Here is a 22,808-nt window from a genome sequence, read left to right on the forward strand (position 1 = left end):
GTTCCTCGGGGTTTTCCCAGTTTCGGACCGTAAAATAGCTTGACTCCCGTTCGTCTAGGAAGGCACCACCTGTGGTTCGACCCCGTGATAACCGTGCAGACGGCACTGGCCCGCCCGCCCGGCCCGGGGCGGCCGCCCGGCATACGGATGACACCGCCGTCGGGCCCGCACGGCACCTCGCCGCCGCCCGGCGGATCCCCGGCTGGCTGAAGGCCACCACGATCGTCCTGTCGGTCCTGCTGGTAGGCGTCATCGCCTTCGGCGCGTACTGGGTCATCCGCTTGCAGGGCAACATCACCACCCAGGCCCTGGGCGCCGGCAACAGCCGCACCGAGGGCGCCCCCGACGACGCGTCGGGCCGGATGCAGATCCTGATCCTCGGCACCGACACCCGCGAGGGCAAGAACTCCAAGTACGGCACCAAGGACGACTCCTCCGGATACGGGCACTCCGACGTCATGATGCTGATGGACATTTCCGCGGACAACAAGCGCGTCGGCGTCATCAGCTTCCCGCGCGACCTGCTGGTGGACGCCCCGGCGTGCAAGGACCCCAAGACCAACAAGCAGTACCCGGCCCAGAGCGGCGTGATGATCAACGCGGCGATGACCGAGGCGGGGATCGGCTGCGCCGTCGACACCGTCAACAAGCTCACCGGCCTGGAGATCGACCACTTCATGATGGCGGACTTCAACGCCGTCAAGGAACTCTCCAACGCCGTCGGCGGCGTGGACGTATGCATCAGCGACGCGGTCTACGATCCGGACTCGGGCCTGCGGCTGCCCAAGGGCACCTCGCAGGTCAAGGGTGAGCAGGCCCTGGCATTCGTGCGCACCCGGCACGCGTTCGGTGACGGCAGCGACCTGGGCCGGATCAAGGCGCAGCAAGGGTTCCTGTCGGCGCTGGTGCGCAAGATCAAGGACGACGGAACACTGTCCAACCCCGCCAGGATGCTCAGCATCGCGGACGCCATCACCAAGAACCTGACGATCGACGACGGCCTGGCGTCCGTGCCGACGCTGCTGACCGTGGGAAACCGCCTGAAGACCATCGACGTCGGCAAGGTCGCGTTCGTGGCAGCGCCCACCGAGCCCGCAGAATCGGACCCGAACCGGCTGCAACTGGCCGAACCGGCGGCCTCCGAACTGTTCGCCGCGATGCGCAAGGACATTGACCTGACCGACCCGACGGCCAAACCGTCCCCGTCCGCCAGCCCTTCCGCGAGCCCCTCCGCGACCGCCAGTGCCGCGCCCAGTGCCGCCACGCCCAGCGCGCCGGCCTACAACAAGGCGCTGCAGCCGGTGACCGTGGCCAACGGTTCCGCCGACGCCGCCCGCGCCAACGACGTGGTGACGGCGCTCAAGGCCGCCGGGTTCAGCCAGACCGGCCAGTTCGCCGCCCAGGCGGTGGCCACCACGGCCGTGTACTACGGCCCGGACTTCGCCGACGTGGCCAAGGACGTTGCCGCGCTGCTCGGCATTCCCGCCAAGCAGGTCCTGCCGGCCGACGTGGCCGGCGTGCAGGTGTACCTGGGCAGCGATTACAAGTCCGGGACCAAGCAGGCCGACGCGCCCGTGTCCCTGCCGCCGGACATCGTCAACCAGACCGCCGGCGACGCCAAGTGCCAGCAGGCCAACCCGGCCCTCGTCGTCCCCTAGCACGGCACGCCGCAGCGGGCCCGCCGGGACCGGCGGCACGCCCAGGCAGCACTGCACGCTCAGACGAAAAGGGGCTCGGCCCGCGGACGTTACCGCGGGCCGAGCCCGTCTCCGAGGACGGTCGGCGCCTACCAGATGCTGACGCGTTCCTCCGGCGCCAGCCACATCCCGTCGTCTGCGGTCGTCCCGAAGGCCGTATGGAACGCGTCGAGGTTCTTGGCGATGTCGTTGGTGCGGAACTCGTTGGGGGAGTGCGGGTCTGTCGCCAGCCGGCGGACGGCCTCCTCGTTCCGGATCACCTGCCGCCAGCTTGCGGCCCAGGAGGCGAAGAAGCGCTGGGCACCGGTGAGCCCGTCGAGGACCGGCGGTTCCTCCCCGCCGAGGCTGATCAGGTAGGCATTGTAGGCGATCGTCAGGCCGCCGAGGTCGCCGATGTTCTCGCCGAGGGTGAGCTTGCCGTTGACGTGGTGGCCCGGGGCCTCGGCGGGGGAGAGCGCGTCGAACTGGGCCACCAGCTTTGACGTCAGCGCCTCGAACGCGGTCCGGTCGGCCTCGGTCCACCAGTTCCGCAGCATCCCGCTGCCGTCATACTGCGAGCCCTGGTCGTCGAAGCCGTGTCCGATCTCGTGGCCGATCACCGCGCCGATGCCGCCGTAGTTGACGGCGTCGTCGGCGTCGGCGGTGAAGAACGGCGGCTGCAGGATCGCGGCCGGGAAAACGATCTCGTTCAGCAGGGGGTGGTAGTAGGCGTTGACCGTCTGCGGGGTCATGAGCCACTTCTCCCGATCCACGGGCTTGCCCACTTCATCAAGGTGCCGGTCAACGTCGGCGCTGTGGGCACGCTCGACGTTCCCCAAAAGGTCCGCCGGGTCGATTTCGACCGCGGAATAGTCAATCCACTTTTCCGGGTAGCCGATCTTGGCCCGGAAGGAGTCCAGCTTCTTCAGCGCCTCACGCTTCGTTTCCTCGCCCATCCACGCCAGCTCCGTGATGGAGCCGCGATACGCCTCGATCAGGTTTGCCACGAGTGAGCGCATGTGTTCCTTGTGGCTCTCCGGGAAATGCCGGGCCACGTAGATCTGCCCGACCGCCTCGCCCAGGGCGGCCTCGACCACTGCCACCCCCCGCTTCCAGCGGTCGCGGTTGCGCGGCGTGCCGCTGAGCGTGGTGCCGTAGAAGGCGAAGTTTGCGTCCACGAAAGCGGCCGACAGGTACGGGGCGGCGGCGCTGATGACCCGCAGGGCCAGCCATTCCTGCCACACCGCCAGCGGCACCGTCTCCAGCAGCCCGGCGGCACCGGCGAAGAAATCCGGGGTGCTGACGACCAGCTCGGCCCGCTTCTCCGGGGCGATGTCCGCGGCGTCGAACCAGGCGGAGAGCAGCGGGAACAGCTCGGCGGCCTGCTCCGCCGATTTGAGGTTGTACGTCTTCTGCGGGTTGCGCAGCGTGACCTTGTCCCAGTGGTGGGAGGCGAGGGAGGTTTCCAGGTCCACCACCCGGTCCGCTGCCGCGTCCGCGTCGGCGACACCGGCCAGCCCGAACAGGGCGCGCACGTGCCCGCGGTAGGCCTCCACCATCGGCGCGAACTTTTCCTCGCGGTAGTACGACTCGTCCGGCAGGCCCAGGCCGCCCTGGCCCGTGTAGAGCAGGATCCGGTCCGGGTTGCCCGCGTCCGGTGCCGGGTAGATGTAGAACAATCCGGAGACGTCCGCGCGGAACAGCCGGCCGGCCAGCCGGATGAGCTCGGCCACGGAACCGGTGGCGAAAACCTCCGCCAGCCGCTCCCGGATCGGCTCCGCGCCCTTGGCTTCCGCCGCGGCCTCGTCCATGAAGCTGTTGTAGAGGTCCCCGATCTTGCGTTCGATGCCGGACGCCGCGCTGCCGCGGCCGGCCGCCTCCAGGATGATCTCCTTGACCGCCAGCTCCGAGCCGTCCCGCAGGGCGGTGAAGGTTCCCTCCAGGGGCCGGTCATCCGGGATGGCGGTGGCCTTCAACCAGCGGCCGTTGAAGTGCCGGTAGAGGTCATCCTGCGGGCGGACGCCGTCGTCGATGGTGGACTGGTCGATCCCGGAAAGCGGCACTGGGGCTCCTTCGAAGAGGACGCCGGACCGGGCCTGGCACCGGCCCGGCGTCTGCATGGTGGACGTTGCGGGGGTATGGCTCCTTCATCTTACGCACCCGTGTTACTGTGAAAATGTGCGTGCAGAACTGCTTCTTCTTAGCTGCCGCGGCGAGGCCTCAGACGCGATCTAGCGCAAGGCCAACCCTCGCTGCGGAGTTTGTGTTGCCCCGGCCACCCTTTCACCAGGAACCACAGAAAAGGCCCCGATAGTAATGCGAAACGCACAGCAGCCCTCAGGAATGCCGGTCCACCGCTACGTCCCGTTCCAGGACCTGATCACGGTCGAACTGCCGGACCGGACCTGGCCCGACAAGGTCATCACCAAGGCCCCGCGCTGGTGCGCGGTGGACCTGCGCGACGGCAACCAGGCCCTGATCGACCCGATGAGCCCGGCCCGCAAGATGAAGATGTTCGACCTGCTGGTCCGGATGGGCTACAAGGAGATCGAGGTCGGCTTCCCCTCCGCCTCGCAGACGGACTTCGACTTCGTCCGCCAGCTGATCGAGGGCAACCACATTCCCGACGATGTCACCATCCAGGTCCTGACCCAGGCCCGCGAGCACCTGATCGAGCGGACCTACGAGTCCCTGGTCGGTGCCAAGCAGGCCATCGTCCACCTGTACAACTCCACCTCGGTCCTGCAGCGCCGGGTCGTGTTCAACCAGGACGAGGACGGCATCCTCGACATTGCCCTGCAAGGTGCCCGGCTGTGCAAGAAGTACGAGGAAACCCTCGAGGACACGCACATCACCTACGAGTACTCGCCGGAATCCTTCACCGGCACCGAACTGGCCTACGCCGTTCGGGTCTGCAACGCCGTCGCCGACGTCTTCGAGGCCTCCGCCGACCGCCAGGTGATCATCAACCTGCCAGCCACGGTGGAAATGGCCACCCCGAACGTCTACGCCGATTCCATCGAGTGGATGAGCCGCCACCTGCACCCGCGCGAGGGGATCATCCTCTCCCTGCACCCGCACAACGACCGGGGCACCGGTGTCGCCGCCGCCGAACTGGGCTACCTGGCCGGCGCCGACCGGATCGAGGGCTGCCTGTTCGGCAACGGCGAGCGGACCGGCAACGTCGACCTGGTGACCCTGGGCCTGAACATGTTCGTCCAGGGCATCGATCCGATGATCGACTTCTCCGACATCGACGAGGTCCGCCGCACGGTCGAGTACTGCAACCAGCTGCCCGTCGCGGAACGGTCCCCGTACGGCGGAGACCTGGTCTTCACCGCGTTCTCCGGCTCGCACCAGGACGCGATCAAGAAGGGGCTGGAGGCACTGGAGAAGGACGCCGCCGCCGCCGGCAAGGACGTCGCCGATTACGCCTGGCAGGTCCCGTACCTGCCGGTCGACCCGAAGGACCTGGGCCGTAGCTACGAGGCCGTCATCCGGGTCAACTCGCAGTCCGGCAAGGGCGGCGTGGCGTACCTGCTCAAGAACGAGCACAACCTGGACCTGCCGCGCCGCGCGCAGATCGAGTTTTCCGGCGTCATCCAGCGCCGCACCGACACGGTGGGCGGGGAAGTCAGCGGCGCCCAGCTCTGGCAGCTCTTCCAGGACGAGTACCTGCCCTCCACCGCCGCCGAAACGCAGTGGGGCCGCTACGCCCTGGGCGCCGTCAGCACCGAATCGGACGAGGACGGCACCATGGTGCTGACCGCCGCGCTGAAGGTGGACGGCAAGCAGGTGCGCCGCACCGGCAGCGGCAACGGCCCGATCGCGGCGCTGCTGAGCATCCTGCGCGAGGACGGCGTCGACGTCCGGGTCCTGGACTACAGCGAGCACGCCCTGTCCGAGGGCGGCAGCGCCCAGGCCGCCGCCTATGTTGAATGCGCCGTAGGGGAGCGGGTGCTGTGGGGCGTCGGGATCGACGCCAACACCTCCATGGCCTCGCTCAAGGCCGTCATCTCGGCCGTCAACCGCGCCATCCGGGACGCCCGAGGCTGACCGGACGGAACGGCAGCGCGCCGCCGGAATCCCGGCGGCGCGCTGCCGTTGCCCCGCCGCCCGTGAGGCAAAGGCGGCGTTTCCCGGAAGTCAGTGCGAAGATTAACCGTGCCCCAACCGTCTTCCTTCGCTGCGCGCTCGTACCGCGATGACGCCGTCGTCCTGCGCACGCACAAGCTCGGCGAGGCCGACCGCATCATCACCCTGCTGACCAAGCACCACGGGCAGGTCCGGGCCGTCGCCAAGGGCGTCCGGCGCACCAGCAGCCGCTTCGGGGCCCGGCTGGAGCCGTTCATGGTCGCGGACCTTCAGCTCATCTCCGGCCGCACCCTCGACGTCGTCACCCAGGCCGTCGCGAAGGGTGCGTACGGTTCCAGCATCGCCGCCGACTACAGCCGCTACACCGTTGCGGCCGCGATGACGGAGACGGCGGAGAAACTCACCGACGTCGACGGCGAGGCCGGCACCGCCCAGTACAACCTGCTGGTGGGTGCGCTGGCGTCCCTCAGCCGCGGCGACCACGCTCCCGAGCTGATCCTGGATTCCTACCTGCTGCGAGCCCTGTCCACCGGCGGCTGGGCGCCAAGCTTCACCGACTGCGCGCGCTGCGGCGCGCCGGGGCCGCACGGCGCGTTTTCCGCTCCGCTGGGCGGCATGGTCTGCTCCGAGTGCCGCCCGCCGGGCTCTCCCGCCCCCGCCGCCGAGACCGTGCTGCTGCTGGGGGCGCTGCTGACCGGGAACTGGCAGGCAGCGGACGCCTCGGCGCCGGTGCACCGCCGGGAAGCCGCGGGCTTGGTGGCCAGCTACCTGCAATGGCACCTGGAACGGGTGCTGAAGTCCCTCAAGCATGTGGAGCGAACCTAGCTGTAGGGTCGGGAGCGCCGGCGTCGGGACAGACCGCGCCGGGAGAAATCGTGTCGAAGACCCTCAATAGAAAAACGTCAGTACCTCAGTAGAAAAAACCTCAGTAAAAAACACTGTGTCGTTGGGAAAAAGTATGGTCCTGGGCAAGAAGAAGAATCCGGTTCGCCGGCGCACCACGCCGGTGGTGGCGCCCTACCCGCATCCTTCCGGTGCGGTGCCACCGGCCATCCCGGCGGAGCTCATACCGCGCCACGTCGCGATCGTGATGGACGGCAACGGCCGCTGGGCGAACCAGCGCGGGCTGCCCCGGATCGAGGGCCACAAAGCGGGGGAACCCGCCCTGCTGGACGTGATGGCAGGGGCGATCGAACTGGGCATCGAACACGTCAGCGTCTACGCCTTCTCCACCGAGAATTGGCGCCGGTCCCCGGAAGAAGTCCGCTTCCTGATGGGATTTAACAAGGATGTGCTGCGACGCCAGCGCAACCAGCTCGATGACTGGGGAGTCCGGATCCGCTGGTCGGGCCGCCGGCCCAGGCTATGGGGCTCGGTGATCCGCGAGCTCGAAGACGCCGAGGAATTCACCAAGGGCAACAGCACCTGCACCTTGAACATGTGTGTTAACTACGGCGGCCGGGCGGAGATCGCCGACGCCGTGGCCGCGATCGCGGAGGAAGTGGCGGTGGGCCGGCTCAAGCCCGGCGCGATCACTGAACGGACCATCCAGAAGTACCTCGACGAGCCGGACCTGCCGGACGTGGACCTGTTCTTGCGCAGCTCGGGGGAGCAGCGGCTGTCCAATTTCCTGTTGTGGCAGTCCGCCTACGCCGAGTTCGTGTTCCTTGACACGCTGTGGCCCGATGTGGACCGCCGCACGCTCTGGGAGGCCGTCGAAATCTACGCCCGCCGTGACCGCCGGTACGGCGGCGCGGTGGACGCGGCGGCGCCGCCGAACCCTGCCTGAGCCCCCACGGGCCAGGCCGAGTCAGCGGGCCGGACTAACCGGGGTACAGGCTCAGCCAGAGCAGCAGATCCCCGTAGGCTTCGCGCCGCACCGCGGGCCGGGAGAGGAAGACGTCGTGGATCGCCCCCGGATAGCGGAAGACGGCCGTCCGGCGGCCCAGCCCAAGCGCCCGGCGCGCCGTTTCCTCGACGTCGATAACCGCGTCGAGGTCCATCAGTCCCTCGGACCACTCGGCCTGGATCCGGGTGCGTCCGGACAGCATCACCAGCACCGGCGCCGTGATGTCCAGCTTCCGCTGCACGGTCGCGTGACCGGCGAGGACCGCTTTGGTCCAGCCCGGGCGGATCGGGAACGACTCCCGGGGCCGCCACTGCGGATCCAGCTCCCATTCGCCGTGGGCCGTGCGGCTGACGCTGTCCCAGTAGCCGGGCATGCTGGGCAGCAGCAACGGCCGCCGGGGGTCGATGCGGGCCAGGGGTTCCACGAGCTGCAGGGCGAGGTTACGGATCAGGCTGCTGCCCTGCAGCTCCAGCCACGGCGCGTTCAGGATCAGCGTGCCGATCGCTCCAGGGTTCCGGTCGGCCCACAACGCGGCCACCAGGCCCCCGAACGAATGGGCGAGCAGATGCACCGTCGGCGCTCCGGGGATGCCCGTCCGGTGGGCGACATCGGCCTTGACGGCGGTGAGGGCGGCGTCGAGGTCCTCGTCGTAGACCGCCAGGTCCGTCGTGTAGCCGGGCGTCTGCCAGCTGCGCAGGCTGCGGCCGAACTTCCGCAGGTCCAGGGCATAGAAGTGGAAGCCGCCGGCCACGAGCTCGTCGGCAAGTTCGGTTTGCAGGAAATAGTCGGCCCAGCCGTGCAGGTAAAGCACCGCCTTCGCCGGCACGGCAGTGCCGGGAACGCCCCGGCGCTGCCCTTGCGGACCGGTCGCCTGGACGGCGTCCGCTGCGTCTTCCGCTGCGTCGATTCCCGAGTCTGGTGTTGTGCCTGCTGCTGTGCCGTGGCCGGCGGCTGGACCGGTATGACGGACCAGGGTGGCGATGACGGGACCCTCCTCGTCCGGGCTCAGGGCCAGCTCCAGGGACTCAAAGCGGCTGCCCAGGACATCCCGCTGCCAAAGCTGCGCCGCGGGGATCGTCACTGCTTCCCGCCGGGGCCGGGGACGTAGGAGCGGAGCCAGCGCTCCAGCCGGGCGTAGGCGTCCGCCCGGACCCGGGGTGCGGAGAGGAACACGTCGTGCAGGGCGCCGTCGATCCGCTCCAGCGTAACGGTCCGGCCCAGGCTCAGGGCGCGCAGCGCAATGGTGTTAACGTCCAGAACGGCGTCCGTGCGCCGCATCGATTCCTTCCAGAACATCCCGTTGGCGCTCGCTCCGGAAATCATCACCAGGATGGGCACATCGATGTCCAGGCCCCGGGCCACCTGCGATTGGCCGGCAAGGACGGCACTGAGCCAGCCGGCCCGGACCGGGAAGGCCAGCGGCGGCCGGTAGTTGTCATCGAGCACCCACTCGCCCTCTGCGGCGCTGCTGATGCTCCGCCAATAAAACGCCCGCTCCGGCAGCCGGATCACCGACTCCGGCCGGAACCGGGCGAGGGGTTCGACCATGGTGCGGGCGGCGCGCCGCACCGCCGGACTGCCGTGCATCTCCAGCCACGGGCTGTCGAGCACGAGCGCCGCGGCGCGGCCCGGGTGCCGGCCGGCCCAGAGCGCCGCGACCAGCCCGCCGGTGGAATGTCCCATCAAGGTGACCGGCGGGGGAGGGGAGCCCTTGGGGCCCAGGCTGCCGATAATTTCCATTGCCGCGGTGATCTCGGCGTCGTAGTCGGCCAGGTCGGCGACGTAGCCGCCGTGCGTGCCGGACTGCAGGCTCCGGCCGTGGTTGTGCATATCCAGGGCGAAGAAGGAAAAGCCGTGGCCGGTCCAGAACTCCGCGAGCTCTTCGTTGAAGAAGTAGTCGCTCCAGCCGTGCAGGAAGAGCACCGCCTGCTGCGGGGCGGGGCCGGCGCCCGCGGAGGGCACGTGCCGGATGAGGGTGGCCGTTCGTTCCACCCCGTCCGGGCCGGCCGCCTGGAAGGCGCAGGAGGCGAAGTCCTCGCCCAGGATGTCGGTCTGCCATTCCATCTGCGTTCCTACCTCCGTACTCCGGTCAGCCGGCCTGCGCGGCGGCGCGGCCCGCCGCGCGGCCGGAGAAGAGGCAGCCGCCCAGGAAGGTGCCTTCGAGGGCACGGTAACCGTGGATCCCGCCGCCGCCAAAGCCCGCGGCCTCGCCCGCGGCGTACAGGCCGGACACCGGGAGCCCGGCGTCGTCCAGGACCCGGGAGTGCAGGTCGGTCTGGATTCCGCCGAGGCTCTTGCGGGTCAGCACGGACAGCCGGACCGCCAGCAACGGTCCGTGCCGGGGGTCCAGCATCCGGTGCGGCGGCGCGACCCGCATGATCCGGTCCGTGGTGAAGCGCCGGGCCGCACGGATCGCCGCGAGCTGGGGGTCCTTGCCGAGGCCGCTGGTGAACTGCCGGTCCCGGGCCCGGAGCAGGCGCTCGAGTTCGGCGGCGTCCACCAGCCCGGAACCCGTCAGGGTATTCATCCGATCCGCCAGCGCGGCGGGCGAATCGGCCTGCAGGAAGTCGACGCCACGGTCCAGGAAGCGCTGCAGCGGGCTGTCGCCGGTGGGCTTGAGGCGGCCGGCCAGCAGCCGGATGTCCTTCCCGGTCAGGTCCGGGTTCTGCTCGGAGCCGGACAGCGCGAATTCCTTCAGCGCGATAGTGCGGTTCAGCACGAACCAGGAGTGGGTGTGTCCGGTGCCCAGGATGTGCCGAAGCGCGCCGAGGGAGTCGAAACCCGGGAAGAGTGGCGCCGGGAGCATCCGGCCGGTCGCATCCAGCCAGAGCGCCGAGGGGCCGGGCAGGATCCGGATGCCGTGCCGGGGCCAGACCGGGGAGTGGTTGTGGATCCCTTCCGGGTAGTGCCACATCCGGTCGCCGTTGATGAGGCGGCCGCCGCCGCGTGCGACGGCGGCCAGGAAGCTGCCGTCGACCGAGGCCGGAACGCCGCTGAGCATGGTCTCCGGGGCGGCCCCGCCGGGCCACTGTTCGCGCACCGCGGCGTGGTTGCCGCCGATGCCGCCGGTAGTCACGACGACGGCGCGGGCCGTGGCTTCGAACTCGCCGACCGGGGTCCGCGCCGACTGCTCGCCGCGCGCCGCGGCGCTCGGTACCAGGACTTCGCCGCGCACACCGTCGACCCGTCCCGCCGTCGCCGTCAGGGACGTGGCGCGGTGCCGGAAGTGGAAAGAGACCCGGCCGGCCGACTCGCCCTCGCGGAGCTTGGCGAGGAACGGCGCGACGAGTGCCGGGCCGGTACCCCAGGCGACGTGGAAGCGCGGAACCGTGTTGCCGTGGCCGGCGGGGCCGTAGCCGCCGCGCTCGGCCCACTGCACCAGCGGGAACAGGCCGACCCCGAGGGACGCCAGCCAGGCGCGCTTCTCGCCGGCGGCGAAGTTCACGTACGCCGCTGCCCAGTCCCTGGCCAGGGCGTCCTCGGGGCGGTCGAACGCGGCCGAATCGAGCCAGTCGGCCAGGGCCAGGTCCGCGCTGTCCCGGACGCCCAGCCGCCGTTGCTCCGGGGTGTTGACCAGGAACAGGCCGCCAAAGGACCAGTGTGCCTGGCCTCCGGCAGAGGCTGCCGGCTCCTGGTCCAGGACCGCCACCCGCCGGCCGGCAGCGTACGCTTCGGCGGCGGCCACCAGGCCGGCGAGTCCTGCGCCGACGACGATCACGTCGGCTTCGATCGGGGCACCGTGCGCGGCCGCGCCGCCGCTGGAGACTGCATCCGCGCTGGTCATGGCTTCATGCTAGCGCCCGGCGGCGACCGAATCCGCGCGCATTTTGGATTGCGCGCCCGGAACCGGAAAACTAGTGGCATGCGCGTATACCCCACCTTCTTCCGGCTCGCCTTCTCCTGGATGGACGCCGAGCGCGCCCACAAGATCGGGTTCCAGGCCATCCGGCTGGCCAACCGCTGCGGCGCCGGCCGGGTGCTGCAGCGCTTCACCGCGCCGGCGGCCTCGCTGCGGACCGAGGCGTTCGGCCTGACGTTCCCCTCGCCGTTCGGCCTCGCCGCCGGGTTCGACAAGGAAGGCCACGGTATCGAGGCGCTGACCGAGCTGGGCTTCGGCCACGTCGAGGTGGGAACCATCACCGGCCAGGCCCAGCCGGGCAACCCGGCCCCGCGGCTGTTCCGGCTGATCGAGGACCGCGCGGTCATCAACCGGATGGGCTTCAACAACGACGGCGCCGCCGCCGTCGCACCCCGGCTCCGCGCCGCCCGCGCTGCGCTGCAGCGCCGCTACCCCGGAGTCCGGCCGGTGATCGGGGTGAACATTGGCAAGAGCAAGGTCGTGGAACTCGACGACGCGGTGGCGGACTACCTCATCAGCGCCCGCAGCCTGGCTCCGGCCGCCGACTACCTGGTGGTCAACGTCAGCTCCCCGAACACCCCTGGCCTGCGCCTCCTGCAGGACGTCGGCACGCTCCGGCCCCTGCTGGAGGCCGTCGGCAAGGAAGCGGACGCCGCCGCCGGCCGGCACGTGCCGCTGCTGGTCAAGATCGCCCCGGACCTCAGCGACGAGGACATCGACGACGTCGCGCGGCTGGCGCTGGAGATGAAGCTGGACGGCATCATCGCGACCAACACCACGATCACCCGCGATGGGCTGGTCTCTGCGCCCGGGCAGGTCGCAGCCTGCGGCGCCGGCGGGCTCTCCGGAGCGCCGCTGAAGCAGCGCTCCCTCGAGGTGCTGTCCCGGCTCAAGGTCGCCACCGCCGGCGCGATTACGCTGGTGTCCGTGGGCGGCGTCGAAACCGCGCAGGACGTCCAGCAGCGCCTCGACGCCGGCGCCACCCTGGTGCAGGGCTACACGGCGTTCCTCTATGAGGGTCCGTTCTGGGCGGCGCGGATCAACCGGCTGCTCGCGAAGCACCCGTCCCGGCGCTGATACAACTCCGGCCCAGACAGCAAAACCCCCGGCAGTGGACTGCCGGGGGTTTTTCGTTGCGGGTGAATCAGGCCGGGAATTCGCCCCGGCGGACCTGGGGCTTGGGCAGGCGGAGCCGGCGGAACTGCAGCGAACGCATCGAGCCGTACCAGACCGTGCCGCGCTCGACCTCGCCGAACTTCTCGGCCAGGCGCTTCTTGAGCTTGCGGGAGAGGATGAAGACGTCGACGAAGACGGCCAGGAACATGACCCAGAAACCGCCGAGGACATAGATCATCTGCTCGCTGCTGGCCGGAACCAACAGCGAAATGATCACGAAGACCAGGGCGCCGAACATCAGGTACTCGCCGAGGCTGAAGCGTGCGTCGACATAGTCGCGGGCGAAGCGCTTCTGCGGGCCCTTGTCCCGCAGCGGCAGGAATTTCTCGTCGCCGGAATCCATCGCCTGGCGCATCTTCAGCCGCTGGGCGGCGACCGCTTCGCGCTCGGCAGCCTTGGAGGCCTTGCGGTCTTCCGGCACCAGGGGCCGCTTCCGGGCCGCAACCTGGGCGCTGCGCTTCGGCGTGGGTGCGCCCTTGCCGCCCACGGGGCCGCGGGCCGCTGCGGCGGCCGCCTGCTGGTCAACTACGTCCTGCGCCGAGGGCGCTTCCTTTTTACGTCCAAACACCCCTATACATTACCCTGCGGTGCCCGGTCTGCCGTGACGGATGACACGGTAGGGTTTTTGCCATGACTTCATCATCCGCGGGGATCCCGCAGTCCGCAGCCGCCGGCTCCATCGACGCCGCCGCCCTCCGCCAGGCCGTCAGCGACTCCTTCGACGCCACCGTCGCCCAGCTGAAGGACCTGGTCGCCATCCCGGGCATCGCCTGGCCCAGCTTCGATCCGGCGCCGCTGAATGCCAGCGCCGAGGCCGTCGCGGACCTGGTCCGCGCCAGCGGCTTCGAGGACGTCCGCGTCCTGCGCTGCGACAAGGCCGACGGCACCCCGGGCGGACCCGCCGTCGTCGCACGCCGGCCCGCCGCCGAGGGCAAGCCGACCATCCTGCTTTACGCCCACCATGACGTCCAGCCCGCCGGCGACACCGCGCTCTGGGACACCGACCCCTTCACCGCCGTCGAACGCGACGGACGGCTCTACGGCCGCGGCGCCGCCGACGACAAGGCTGGCATCCTCGCCCACGTCGCCGCCTACTCCGCCGTGACCCGTGTACTGGGGGAGGACCTGGGCCTTGGCGTGACCTTCTTCTTTGAAGGCGAAGAGGAGGCAGGCTCGCCGACGTTCCGCGCGTTCCTCGAGGAGCACCGGGAGCTGCTGCGCGCCGACGTGATCGTCGTGGCCGATTCCTCCAACTGGAAGGTGGGCATCCCGGCGCTCACCACCAGCCTGCGCGGCCTGGTCGACGGCACGATCGAGGTCAAGGTCCTCGACCACGCCGTGCACTCGGGCATGTTCGGCGGCCCCGTCCTGGACGCACCCACCCTGCTGGCCCGGCTGATCGCCACCCTGCACGACGATGAGGGCAGCGTCGCGATCGAGGGCCTCATCGGCCGCGACGACGCCGAGGTCGACCTCACCGAGGAGGAGTACCGCAACGATGCCTCGGTCCTCGACGGGGTCAAGCTCGCCGGCACCGGCACCATCGCATCGCGGATGTGGACCAAGCCGGCACTGTCCATCATCGGCTTCGACGCGCCCTCCGTCGACGTGGCCTCCAACACCCTGCTGCCGCGCGCCCGCGCGAAGTTCAGCCTGCGCCTGGCGCCCGGCCAGGACCCGGCCGAGGCCATGGACGCCGTGCGCCGGCATGTCGAGTCGCACGCCCCGTTCGGCGCCCAGGTGGTCTTCACCCCGGGGGAGAGCGGCAACGCTTTCGCCACCGACACCAGCTCCGCCGCGGCCGGACTGGCCATGTGGGCGCTCGGCGAAGCCTGGGGCGTCCCCGCCGTCGAAACCGGCATCGGCGGATCGATCCCGTTCATCGCGGACCTGACCGAGCTGTACCCGGACGTGCAGATCCTGGTCACCGGCGTGGAGGATCCGGACTCGCGGGCGCACAGCGCCAACGAGTCACTCCACCTGGCGGATTTCCGGAACGTGATCGTGGCGGAGGCGCTGCTGCTGGCCCGGCTGAACGCCGACGGCCTGACACCGCCGGCCTAGGCGCCCCGGAGCGGCGCCCACAGGGAACATCCAGCCCGCTTCCACGGTTACGGCAGGAGTTAGAGCTACAGGGCCGATCGACGTAGCATGTAGCTATAGCCCATACCGTGTAAGTAGGGGCGGGCGCCGCGCAGGCGGGGCCGCCACGACCGTCGTTAGAAGGTAGGCCATGAGCACTACAACCAATGAAAACAGCGCCGACACCACCGTCCAGGCCGACCCGGAGCTGCCCAGCCACGAGGTCCAGCTGACCGACGTGGCCGCCGGCAAGGTCCGCAGCCTGCTGGAACAGGAAGGCCGCACCGATCTGCGCCTCCGCGTCGCCGTGCAGCCGGGCGGGTGCTCCGGGCTGATCTACCAGCTCTACTTCGACGAGCGCCTGCTTGAGGGCGACGCCGTGCGCGACTACGACGGCGTCGAGGTCGTCGTGGACAAGATGAGCGTCCCCTACCTCAGCGGCGCCAGCATCGACTTCGAGGACACCATCTCGAAGCAGGGCTTCACCATCGACAACCCGAATGCGGGCGGATCCTGCGCCTGCGGGGACTCCTTCCACTAAGGGCTAAGGCCGGGCTTTCCGCCCGGCCTTAGTTCCGTCCGGGGGGCGTTCGCCGGAGGGGTTAAAAACTCCGCCAGGGCACGGCGCGGACATGTGGGCGAAAACTCGCGGGGAGCGGTAAGCTCTACACCGAGTAGTAAAACTTTTAGTGTGCCCGGAACGCTTTCGGCGGCCGGGCGGCAGCAACAAGTAGGAAGGGCCGTCTGTGAGTTCGCAGAACCGAACCGGCAGCCGACGCAAACAGATCACTACGATCACTGGCTTGGCACTAGCCGGCGCGTTGGCTTTGACTGGATGTTCACCAGAGGTACAGAAAGGGTGGCTGCCGACCGAGCGCGGGACCACCAACCACACTGACCGCATCATGGACCTCTGGGTCAACTCATGGATTGCCGCGCTGGTCGTGGGCATCATTACCTGGGGCCTGATGATCTGGTGCATCGTCGCATACCGGCGGCGCAAGGGCACCGTCGGTTTCCCCCGCCAGAACAGTTTCAACCTCCCGCTCGAGGTCTTCTACCTGACGATCCCGCTCTTCATGGTCCTGGTGTTCTTCTACTTCACCGACCGTGACCAGCAGGCCATCGACAACCGGGACGCTCCGGCCGACGTCGTCGTCGACGTCCGCGGCAAGCAGTGGGCCTGGGACTTCAACTACAAGAAGGGCGACGTCGTCACCGACGACGTCCACGAGGCCGGCGTCCAGGCGCACCTCACCGGCACCGAGGTGGACAAGGAAAAGCTGCCCACCCTGTACCTGCCGGTTAATAAGTCCGTCGATCTGGAGCTGAACGCCCGCGACGTCATCCACTCGTTCTGGGTGCCGGCGTTCCTGCAGAAGCGCGACATGATCCCGGGCAAGACCAACTACATCCGGTTCACTCCCACTAAAGAGGGAACCTACGACGGCAAGTGCGCCGAACTCTGTGGCGAGTACCACTCCGAAATGCTGTTCCGCGTGAAGGTTGTCTCCGAGACGGAGTTCAAGTCCCACATGGACCAGCTCCGCCAGGACGGCAACACCGGACTGCTCGGCGAAGAGTACGACCGCCTCCCGGCCAAGACCGAGAACAAGTAAGGGGAGCGCGAAGTGGCAACGACCTACTCTCAGCCCTCCGGGACCCTTGAGGCTCCCGTAGTACCCAAATCCAAGGGGCGCATCGTCGTCAACTGGATCACCTCCACCGACCACAAGACCATCGGGTACATGTACCTGATCGCGTCCTTCGTGTTCTTCTGCTTCGGCGGCGTCATGGCGCTGCTGATCCGCGCCGAACTGTTCGAACCGGGCATGCAGATCCTGCAGACCAAGGAACAGTACAACCAGCTCTTCACCATGCACGGCACCGTCATGCTGCTGATGTTCGCGACGCCGCTGTTCGCCGGCTTCGCCAACGTCATCATGCCGCTGCAGATCGGCGCTCCCGACGTCGCGTTCCCGCGGCTGAACGCCCTGGCCTTCTGGTTCTTCCTGTTCGGCTCCACGATCGCCGTCTCCGGCTTCATCACCCCGCAGGGTGCCGCCTCCTTCGGCTGGTTCGCCTACGCGCCGCTGTCCAACACCACCTTCAGCCCCGGCGTCGGCGGTGACCTCTGGGTCTTCGGCCTGGCGCTCTCCGGCTTCGGCACCATCCTCGGCGCCGTCAACTTCATCACCACCATCATCTGCATGCGCGCCCCGGGCATGACCATGTGGCGCATGCCGATCTTCACCTGGAACGTCCTGGTCACCGCGATCCTCGTGCTGATGGCGTTCCCGCCGCTCGCCGCCGCCCTGTTCGCCCTCGGCGCGGACCGCCGTTTCGGTGCCCACATCTTCGACCCCGAAAATGGCGGCGCCGTCCTCTGGCAGCACCTCTTCTGGTTCTTCGGCCACCCCGAGGTCTACATCATCGCGTTGCCGTTCTTCGGCATCGTGTCCGAGATCTTCCCGGTCTTCAGCCGCAAGCCGATCTTCGGCTACAAGGGCCTCGTCTACGCGACGATCTCCATCGCCGCCCTCTCGGTAACCGTGTGGGCCCACCACATGTACGTCACCGGTTCGGTCCTGCTGCCGTTCTTCTCCTTCATGACGATGCTGATCGCGGTTCCCACCGGCGTGAAGTTCTTCAACTGGATCGGCACCATGTGGCGGGGCTCGATCACCTTCGAAACCCCCATGCTCTGGAGCATCGGCTTCCTGGCCACCTTCCTCTTCGGCGGCCTGACCGGCATCATCCTGGCGTCTCCGCCGCTGGACTTCCACGTCTCCGACTCCTACTTCGTGGTCGCCCACTTCCACTACGTGGTCTTCGGCACCGTGGTGTTCGCGATGTTCGCCGGCTTCTACTTCTGGTGGCCGAAATGGACCGGCAAGATGCTCAACGAGCGTCTCGGCAAGATCCACTTCTGGATGCTCTTCCTGGGCTTCCACGGCACCTTCCTCATCCAGCACTGGCTCGGCGTCGAGGGCATGCCCCGCCGCTACGCGGACTACATGCCGCAGGACAACTTCACCTGGATGAACCAGTTCTCCACCTACGCGTCCTTCCTGCTCGGCGCCTCGCTGATCCCGTTCTTCTGGAACGTCTACATCACCTGGCGGAGCAACGAGAAGGTCCTGGTGGACGACCCCTGGGGCTTCGGTGCTTCGCTCGAGTGGGCGACGTCCTGCCCGCCGCCGCGGCACAACTTCACCTCGCTGCCGCGGATCCGTTCGGAGCGTCCTGCCCTGGATCTGCACCACCCCGAACTCTCCCAGTCATACACCGTCGAGTCGCCTGCCCCGGCAGCCGCGACGCTCGGCAACGCCGACCAGAAGGACCAGGCCCAGTGAAAATCGAATCAAGGATTTTTGGACTCGGAGTCTTCTTCTTCGTTCCGGTGGCCATCGTCTACGGCATCGTGACCGGTTGGAACGAGCCGGTGGGCTACCTCGCCCTCCTGCTGGTGGCCGGACTCGCGGGCATGATCGGCGCCTACCTGGGCTTCACCGCCCGACGCGTCGGCATGCGCCCGGAGGACCGGAGTGACGCTGAGATCCACGAAGGCGCCGGCGAGCAGGGGCACTTCAGCCCCTGGAGCTGGTGGCCGCTGGTCCTCGGCCTGGCCTCGGCCGGTGGGTTCCTCGGTCTGGCCGTTGGCTTCTGGGTCACCTACATCTCCGGTGGCCTGGCCCTGGTGGCTCTCGTAGGCTGGGTCTACGAATACAGCCGCGGTGACCACGCCCATTAGACAGCAAAACTAAAACGACGGCGGGCCCCACCTGATGGTGGGGCCCGCCGTCGTTTTCGTGTGCGTCCTGCGCCGCGCACACGCTGCTGGTGCGGTGGTGCGGTGGTGCGTGCCGGACCCGGGCGCTTCAGCCTGCCTGCGAGTCCAGCAGGGCGCACAGCCCGTCCAGGGCCTGGTCCGCATCGCTGGGTCCCGACCCTGCCGGAACCAGGTCCGCCTGGATGGACAGTTCCACCTCGCAGCCGCAGTCAAAGTCTTCCGTCATGACTTCCAGCAGGGAACGGGCGTCGACGGCTGGCCGGCCGGCCTTGCTGATCCGGACGGCGAAGCCGGTCCGGGTTACGGCACGGACAAAGGCCGCGGCGGGACGGGCGTGCAATCCGATCGGCGACCGGACGACCGCCTTGCGTGCTGGCAATGAAGACTCCTCAGTTGGCGCTGCCCCCGCGGCCCTCGCGCCGCGGCTGCGGCAGTGTCCCGGGCACGGCGGGGCGCCGGCCGGTGCGGCGGCTTTATTCAGCGTAGCCGGGGGAGCGGACCCGGGCTAATCCTGATCCGGCAGTGGTCTAGACCTGCTTGCGGGTGACTTAAACTTGGTGCATGAATGAATGCAGCGGGCACCGTCATGGGCTCTGACGCGGCCAGGGTGGCCGGAGCCATCGACCGGGCCAGCGGCACTCCGATTTACGTCCAGCTCCGGGAGATCCTGCGCGCCCACATCGCCACTTCCTGCCCTCCGGGCTCGGCCCTGCCGTCCGAGCGGGAGCTCTCCGAACGCTTCGGGCTGGCCCGGATGACCGTTCGGCAGGCCATCGACGCGCTGGTGGGTGAAGAGGTCATCGAGCGGGTGGTCGGCCTGGGCACCTTCGTGCGGAAGCCCAAGCTCGACCTGCAGGTCAAGCTCACTTCCTACAGCGAGGAGATGCAGCGGCGCGGCATGGTCCCCGCCGCCAAGGTCCTCAGCTTCGAACAGATCAACGCCAGCGCCTTCCTGGCCCGGGAGCTCCAGTTGGAGGAGGGCACCCCGCTGGTCCGGTTCCGCCGGCTCCTGCTCGCCGACAGCGAACCGATGAGCGTCGACGAGAACTTCATTCCCGCCCACCGGGTCCCGGGGCTGCTCGACGGCGAGCCCCCGACGTCGCTCTACAACGTCCTAAGCGAGTCCTATGGCCTGGTCATGGAGTGGGGGGAGGACATGATCGAGGCGACCGCTGCGTCGCCATCCACCGCGCGGCTGCTCAACGTGGAGGTCGGCTCACCGCTGCTGAAGATCCAGCGCCACGCGTTCGTGGCCCGGGCGATGGTGGACTACTCCGTGTCCTATTACCGTGCCGACCGGTACAAGCTCTGGGTGCCACTGCAGCGGCCCGGCGTCCGCCCGACGCGCAATTATGCCTCCGGGTACCGTCCCTAGCCGCAGCGGCCTCCGGACCGCCCTGCCGTGACGGTAGCCTCGGTGGTCCGGTGGAACCAGGCCACGGGCTTCAGACACGGCTCCGGGTACGCAAAAGGCCCGGTCCTGGTGGACCGGGCCTTTTGCGTTGCCGACCGCTCTTAGTGGCTGAGCGTCTTCTGGTCGGCAGTGGCGTCGATTGCCTCGTGGGCGCCGTGGTGGCCGTGGGCCGCCGCGAGCTCTGCCGGCGTGGCCGGTGCGACCCGGTCTTCGAAGAACCACTTGGAGAGCAGCGCGCGGCGCTTCTCCTTGCGGTCCACCACACCATGTTCGTTCGGCTGGGCCGGGATCGGCGACGGGGATTCGAAGCCTACCAGCTTGTAGCGCTTGTACTCGTCCAGCGGGGCGTGGACCTCGATGAACTCACCGTGCGGAAGCCGGACGATGCGGCCGGTTTCGCGGCCGTGGAGCGCGATTTCGCGGTCCTTGCGCTGCAGGGCCAGGGCGACACGCTTCGCGACGATGAAGCCGAGGATCGGGCCGATGAAGAACAGCGCGCGCAGCCAGTAGGTGACGTCGTTCAGTGCCACGTGGAAGTGCGTGGCGATGAGGTCGGAACCTGCAGCCGCCCACATCACGCAGTACCAGATGAAGCCTGCCACGCCGATCGCCGTACGGGTCGGGGCGTTGCGGGGACGGTCGAGAACGTGGTGCTCCCGGTCGTCCTTGGTGATCCAGCGTTCGATCCACGGGTAGGCGAACATCACGGTGAACAGGATGCCTGCCGGCACCAGGGCCGGGAGGAGGACGTTGAACGAGAAGACCTGGCCGAACCAGACCTGCTCGACGTGCCAGTCACCGAAGGTGCCCGGCATCAGGCGCAGGGCGCCGTCCACGAATCCGATGTACCAGTCGGGCTGGGTGCCGGCCGAGACAGGGGAGGGGTCGTAGGGACCGTAGTTCCAGATCGGGTTGATGGTGAAGAAACCGGCCATCAGCGCGATGACACCGAACACGATGAAGAAGAAGCCGCCGGCCTTGGCCGCGTAGACCGGGCCGAGGGGGTAGCCGACGACGTTGCCGTCGTTGCGGCCCGGGCCGGGGTACTGGGTGTGCTTGTGCACGACCACCATGAACAGGTGCACGGCGATCATCAGCAGGATCAGCGCGGGAACCAGCAGGATGTGGAGCATGTACAGGCGGCCGATGATGGCCGTACCCGGGAACTCGCCGCCGAAGAGGAAGAACGAGATGTACGTGCCGACGACCGGGATGGACTTGATCACGCCGTCGATGATGCGCAGGCCGTTGCCGGAGAGCAGGTCATCGGGGAGCGAGTAGCCGGTGAAGCCTGCAGCCATGGCCAGGATCAGCAGGACGGAGCCGACCACCCAGTTCATTTCACGCGGCTTACGGAACGCGCCGGTGAAGAAGACGCGCAGCATGTGCACGGCGATGGAGGCGACGAACAGCAGGGCCGACCAGTGGTGGACCTGGCGCATGAACAGCCCGCCGCGGACATCGAAGGAGATGTTCAGCGAGGAGTTGTACGCAACCGACATCTCGACGTTCTTCAACGGGAGATAGGAGCCGTGGTAGTGCGTCTCCGCCATCGACGGGTCGAAGAAGAACGTCAGGAACGTGCCGGAGAGCAGCAGGATGACGAAGGAGTAGAGGGCAACTTCGCCGAACATGAAGGACCAGTGGTCCGGGAAGACCTTCCGGCCGAATTCGCGGAGGATGCCGGAGCCGCCGACGCGCTGGTCGACGAAGTCGGTGATGCGGCCGCCCTTGGTCTTGGCGACGAAGGTGGGGGTGTCAGCTGTTGATGTTGCGCTCATGCTCATCACGCTCCCAGTAGCTAGGTCCAACAGGTTCTTTGAAGTCGCTCGTGGCGTAGAGGTAGCCCTCGTCGTCCACGGCGATGGGCAGCTGCGGGAGCGGCCGGCTGGCCGGGCCGAAGATGACCTTGCATTCCTGGGTCAGGTCGAAGGTCGACTGGTGGCACGGGCACAGCAGGTGGTGCGTCTGCTGCTCGTACAGGGCAACAGGGCAACCAACGTGGGTGCAGATCTTGGAGTAGGCAACGATGCCGTTGTAGCCCCAGTCCTCGCGTCCCGGGGAGGGGTTGAGCGATTCCGGGTTCAGGCGCATCAGCAGAACGACAGACTTTGCCTTCTCGTTCAGCTTGCCTTCTTCGAGCTCGTTCAGGCCTTCCGGGATGACGTGGAAGGCGGAGCCGATGGTGACGTCCGCGGCCTTGATCGGGGTGCCGTCAGGGTCGCGGGTCAGGCGCTTGGTCTTGCCGTCAACCGGGGCCCACATGGTGTGCGCCAGCTTCTTGTCCGGACGCGGGCCGAGGTCACCGAAGACGGCCAGGGCCGGCAGCGGCGCGAGCGCGACGGCGCCGAGCAGGGTGTTGCGGATCAACGGGCGGCGCTTGATGCCGGTTTCCTCGACGATGTCGTCGACGATCCGGACGGCGGCCTGGCGGTCCTCTTCGGTGCGGATGGCGTGGCGCTCTTCCGACACTTCGTGGTCCGGCATGAGGGCCTTGGCCCAGTGCACGATTCCGGTGCCAATGCCCAGCATGGCAAAGGCGGTGCCGATGCCCAGCAGCGTGTTCTGCAGCCGGATGGTGGCGATCGAGGAGTCCGCTCCAAGATCGATGGCGAAGTACGCCACCAGGAATATCAGGGTGCCCACGACCGAGGCGCCGAACAGAAGGGCCACCTGCCGTTCCGCTCGCTTGGCGGCCCTCGGGTCCGTGTCAGCCAGGCGCAAACGATGCGGGGGAATTCCAGGATCCTGGAACTTCTCCACCTCATTCTGACCAGCCGTAGCTACGGTGCCCGAGTGGTTCGGACTGCCGTCACTATGGTTGCCCATAATTCGCCTCATCCTTCTCTCGTCCCGGCTGATGC

19 protein-coding genes are annotated in these 22,808 nt (G+C 68.3%); 11 read left to right on the plus strand and 8 right to left on the minus strand.

Annotated elements, in window-relative coordinates:
* The first annotated feature begins 71 nt into the window (after window positions 1–71).
* Complete coding sequence (locus tag ASG71_RS11350; protein ID WP_056739261.1) at window positions 72–1,658, plus strand: LCP family protein; 1,587 nt, start codon at window positions 72–74, stop codon at window positions 1,656–1,658.
* A gap of 128 nt (window positions 1,659–1,786) precedes the next feature.
* On the opposite strand, the gene ASG71_RS11355 is transcribed toward ASG71_RS11350, so the two are convergent.
* Window positions 1,787–3,739 (minus strand): M13 family metallopeptidase, encoded by a 1,953-nt coding sequence (locus tag ASG71_RS11355; protein WP_056739964.1) that lies wholly within the window; start codon window positions 3,737–3,739, stop codon window positions 1,787–1,789.
* 253 nt (window positions 3,740–3,992) lie between these two features.
* Between ASG71_RS11355 and leuA the strand changes: the two genes are divergently transcribed.
* The 3 genes from leuA to ASG71_RS11370 all read left to right on the plus strand — a co-directional run bounded on the left by leuA (window position 3,993) and on the right by ASG71_RS11370 (window position 7,560).
* On the plus strand, window positions 3,993–5,732 hold the full coding sequence (gene leuA, locus ASG71_RS11360) for a 2-isopropylmalate synthase (protein ID WP_056739263.1): 1,740 nt from the start codon (window positions 3,993–3,995) through the stop codon (window positions 5,730–5,732).
* Window positions 5,733–5,840: 108 nt separating this feature from the next.
* Complete coding sequence (gene recO / locus ASG71_RS11365) at window positions 5,841–6,596, plus strand: DNA repair protein RecO (protein ID WP_056739266.1); 756 nt, start codon at window positions 5,841–5,843, stop codon at window positions 6,594–6,596.
* 133 nt (window positions 6,597–6,729) lie between these two features.
* Entirely contained in the window at window positions 6,730–7,560 is an 831-nt protein-coding gene (locus ASG71_RS11370; protein WP_056739268.1) for an isoprenyl transferase, read from the plus strand.
* Between the two features lie 34 nt (window positions 7,561–7,594).
* Here the strand turns inward: ASG71_RS11370 and ASG71_RS11375 are convergent, their stop codons facing one another.
* The 3 genes from ASG71_RS11375 to ASG71_RS11385 are packed head-to-tail and all read right to left on the minus strand — an operon-like array spanning window position 7,595 to window position 11,404.
* The gene (locus tag ASG71_RS11375; protein ID WP_056739270.1) at window positions 7,595–8,701 is read right to left on the minus strand and encodes an alpha/beta hydrolase; all 1,107 of its coding nucleotides are present in this window, start codon (window positions 8,699–8,701) and stop codon (window positions 7,595–7,597) included.
* On the minus strand, window positions 8,698–9,684 hold the full coding sequence (locus tag ASG71_RS11380; RefSeq protein WP_056739272.1) for an alpha/beta hydrolase: 987 nt from the start codon (window positions 9,682–9,684) through the stop codon (window positions 8,698–8,700). Before ASG71_RS11380 ends, ASG71_RS11375 begins: the two co-directional genes overlap by 4 nt.
* A gap of 25 nt (window positions 9,685–9,709) precedes the next feature.
* A complete protein-coding gene (locus ASG71_RS11385; protein WP_056739274.1) occupies window positions 9,710–11,404 on the minus strand; it encodes an FAD-binding dehydrogenase in 1,695 nt (564 codons plus the stop codon).
* A gap of 78 nt (window positions 11,405–11,482) precedes the next feature.
* Between ASG71_RS11385 and ASG71_RS11390 the strand changes: the two genes are divergently transcribed.
* Entirely contained in the window at window positions 11,483–12,556 is a 1,074-nt protein-coding gene (locus tag ASG71_RS11390; RefSeq protein ID WP_056739276.1) for a quinone-dependent dihydroorotate dehydrogenase, read from the plus strand.
* 67 nt (window positions 12,557–12,623) lie between these two features.
* On the opposite strand, the gene ASG71_RS11395 is transcribed toward ASG71_RS11390, so the two are convergent.
* Window positions 12,624–13,223, minus strand: coding sequence for a DUF3043 domain-containing protein (locus tag ASG71_RS11395; protein WP_056739278.1), 600 nt, complete (start codon window positions 13,221–13,223; stop codon window positions 12,624–12,626).
* 62 nt (window positions 13,224–13,285) lie between these two features.
* Here ASG71_RS11395 and ASG71_RS11400 point away from each other — a divergent pair, with 62 nt between their 5' ends.
* The 5 genes from ASG71_RS11400 (at window position 13,286) to ASG71_RS11420 (ending at window position 18,491) form a co-directional block, all read left to right on the plus strand.
* On the plus strand, window positions 13,286–14,719 hold the full coding sequence (locus tag ASG71_RS11400; RefSeq protein WP_056739280.1) for a dipeptidase: 1,434 nt from the start codon (window positions 13,286–13,288) through the stop codon (window positions 14,717–14,719).
* 169 nt (window positions 14,720–14,888) lie between these two features.
* Window positions 14,889–15,278, plus strand: coding sequence for a HesB/IscA family protein (locus ASG71_RS11405; protein ID WP_056739282.1), 390 nt, complete (start codon window positions 14,889–14,891; stop codon window positions 15,276–15,278).
* Between the two features lie 205 nt (window positions 15,279–15,483).
* Window positions 15,484–16,356: a cytochrome c oxidase subunit II gene (gene coxB / locus ASG71_RS11410; protein WP_056739284.1), complete on the plus strand. Its 873-nt coding sequence runs from the start codon at window positions 15,484–15,486 to the stop codon at window positions 16,354–16,356.
* A 12-nt stretch (window positions 16,357–16,368) separates the two neighbouring features.
* Window positions 16,369–18,093, plus strand: coding sequence for a cytochrome c oxidase subunit I (gene ctaD, locus ASG71_RS11415; protein ID WP_056739286.1), 1,725 nt, complete (start codon window positions 16,369–16,371; stop codon window positions 18,091–18,093).
* Window positions 18,090–18,491 (plus strand): cytochrome c oxidase subunit 4, encoded by a 402-nt coding sequence (locus tag ASG71_RS11420; RefSeq protein ID WP_056739288.1) that lies wholly within the window; start codon window positions 18,090–18,092, stop codon window positions 18,489–18,491. The genes ctaD and ASG71_RS11420 overlap by 4 nt, the downstream gene beginning before the upstream one ends.
* Window positions 18,492–18,618: 127 nt before the next feature.
* Here the strand turns inward: ASG71_RS11420 and ASG71_RS11425 are convergent, their stop codons facing one another.
* Window positions 18,619–18,909, minus strand: coding sequence for an HPr family phosphocarrier protein (locus ASG71_RS11425; protein WP_056739290.1), 291 nt, complete (start codon window positions 18,907–18,909; stop codon window positions 18,619–18,621).
* A 186-nt stretch (window positions 18,910–19,095) separates the two neighbouring features.
* Between ASG71_RS11425 and ASG71_RS11430 the strand changes: the two genes are divergently transcribed.
* On the plus strand, window positions 19,096–19,905 hold the full coding sequence (locus tag ASG71_RS11430; protein ID WP_414826670.1) for a GntR family transcriptional regulator: 810 nt from the start codon (window positions 19,096–19,098) through the stop codon (window positions 19,903–19,905).
* A gap of 140 nt (window positions 19,906–20,045) precedes the next feature.
* Here ASG71_RS11430 and ASG71_RS11435 read toward each other — a convergent pair whose 3' ends face one another.
* Both ASG71_RS11435 and ASG71_RS11440 read right to left on the minus strand, forming a co-directional pair.
* Window positions 20,046–21,725, minus strand: coding sequence for a cytochrome b (locus tag ASG71_RS11435; RefSeq protein WP_056739293.1), 1,680 nt, complete (start codon window positions 21,723–21,725; stop codon window positions 20,046–20,048).
* On the minus strand, window positions 21,703–22,773 hold the full coding sequence (locus tag ASG71_RS11440; RefSeq protein ID WP_056739296.1) for a ubiquinol-cytochrome c reductase iron-sulfur subunit: 1,071 nt from the start codon (window positions 22,771–22,773) through the stop codon (window positions 21,703–21,705). Before ASG71_RS11440 ends, ASG71_RS11435 begins: the two co-directional genes overlap by 23 nt.
* Window positions 22,774–22,808: the final 35 nt, after the last annotated feature.

It is taken from the genome of Arthrobacter sp. Soil763, from assembly GCF_001428365.1.
Lineage (GTDB): Bacteria > Actinomycetota > Actinomycetes > Actinomycetales > Micrococcaceae > Arthrobacter.

Excerpts from the sequence above, each read along its gene's own strand:
- leuA (WP_056739263.1), top strand. The coding sequence starts at position 3,993 with ATGCGAAACGCACAGCAGCCCTCAGGAATGCCGGTCCACCGCTACGTC.
- ASG71_RS11370 (WP_056739268.1), top strand. The coding sequence starts at position 6,730 with ATGGTCCTGGGCAAGAAGAAGAATCCGGTTCGCCGGCGCACCACGCCG.
- ASG71_RS11380 (WP_056739272.1), bottom strand. The coding sequence starts at position 9,684 with ATGGAATGGCAGACCGACATCCTGGGCGAGGACTTCGCCTCCTGCGCC.
- ASG71_RS11385 (WP_056739274.1), bottom strand. The coding sequence starts at position 11,404 with ATGACCAGCGCGGATGCAGTCTCCAGCGGCGGCGCGGCCGCGCACGGT.
- ASG71_RS11390 (WP_056739276.1), top strand. The coding sequence starts at position 11,483 with ATGCGCGTATACCCCACCTTCTTCCGGCTCGCCTTCTCCTGGATGGAC.
- ASG71_RS11400 (WP_056739280.1), top strand. The coding sequence starts at position 13,286 with ATGACTTCATCATCCGCGGGGATCCCGCAGTCCGCAGCCGCCGGCTCC.
- ASG71_RS11405 (WP_056739282.1), top strand. The coding sequence starts at position 14,889 with ATGAGCACTACAACCAATGAAAACAGCGCCGACACCACCGTCCAGGCC.
- ASG71_RS11430 (WP_414826670.1), top strand. The coding sequence starts at position 19,096 with ATGAATGCAGCGGGCACCGTCATGGGCTCTGACGCGGCCAGGGTGGCC.
- ASG71_RS11435 (WP_056739293.1), bottom strand. The coding sequence starts at position 21,725 with ATGAGCGCAACATCAACAGCTGACACCCCCACCTTCGTCGCCAAGACC.
- ASG71_RS11440 (WP_056739296.1), bottom strand. The coding sequence starts at position 22,773 with ATGGGCAACCATAGTGACGGCAGTCCGAACCACTCGGGCACCGTAGCT.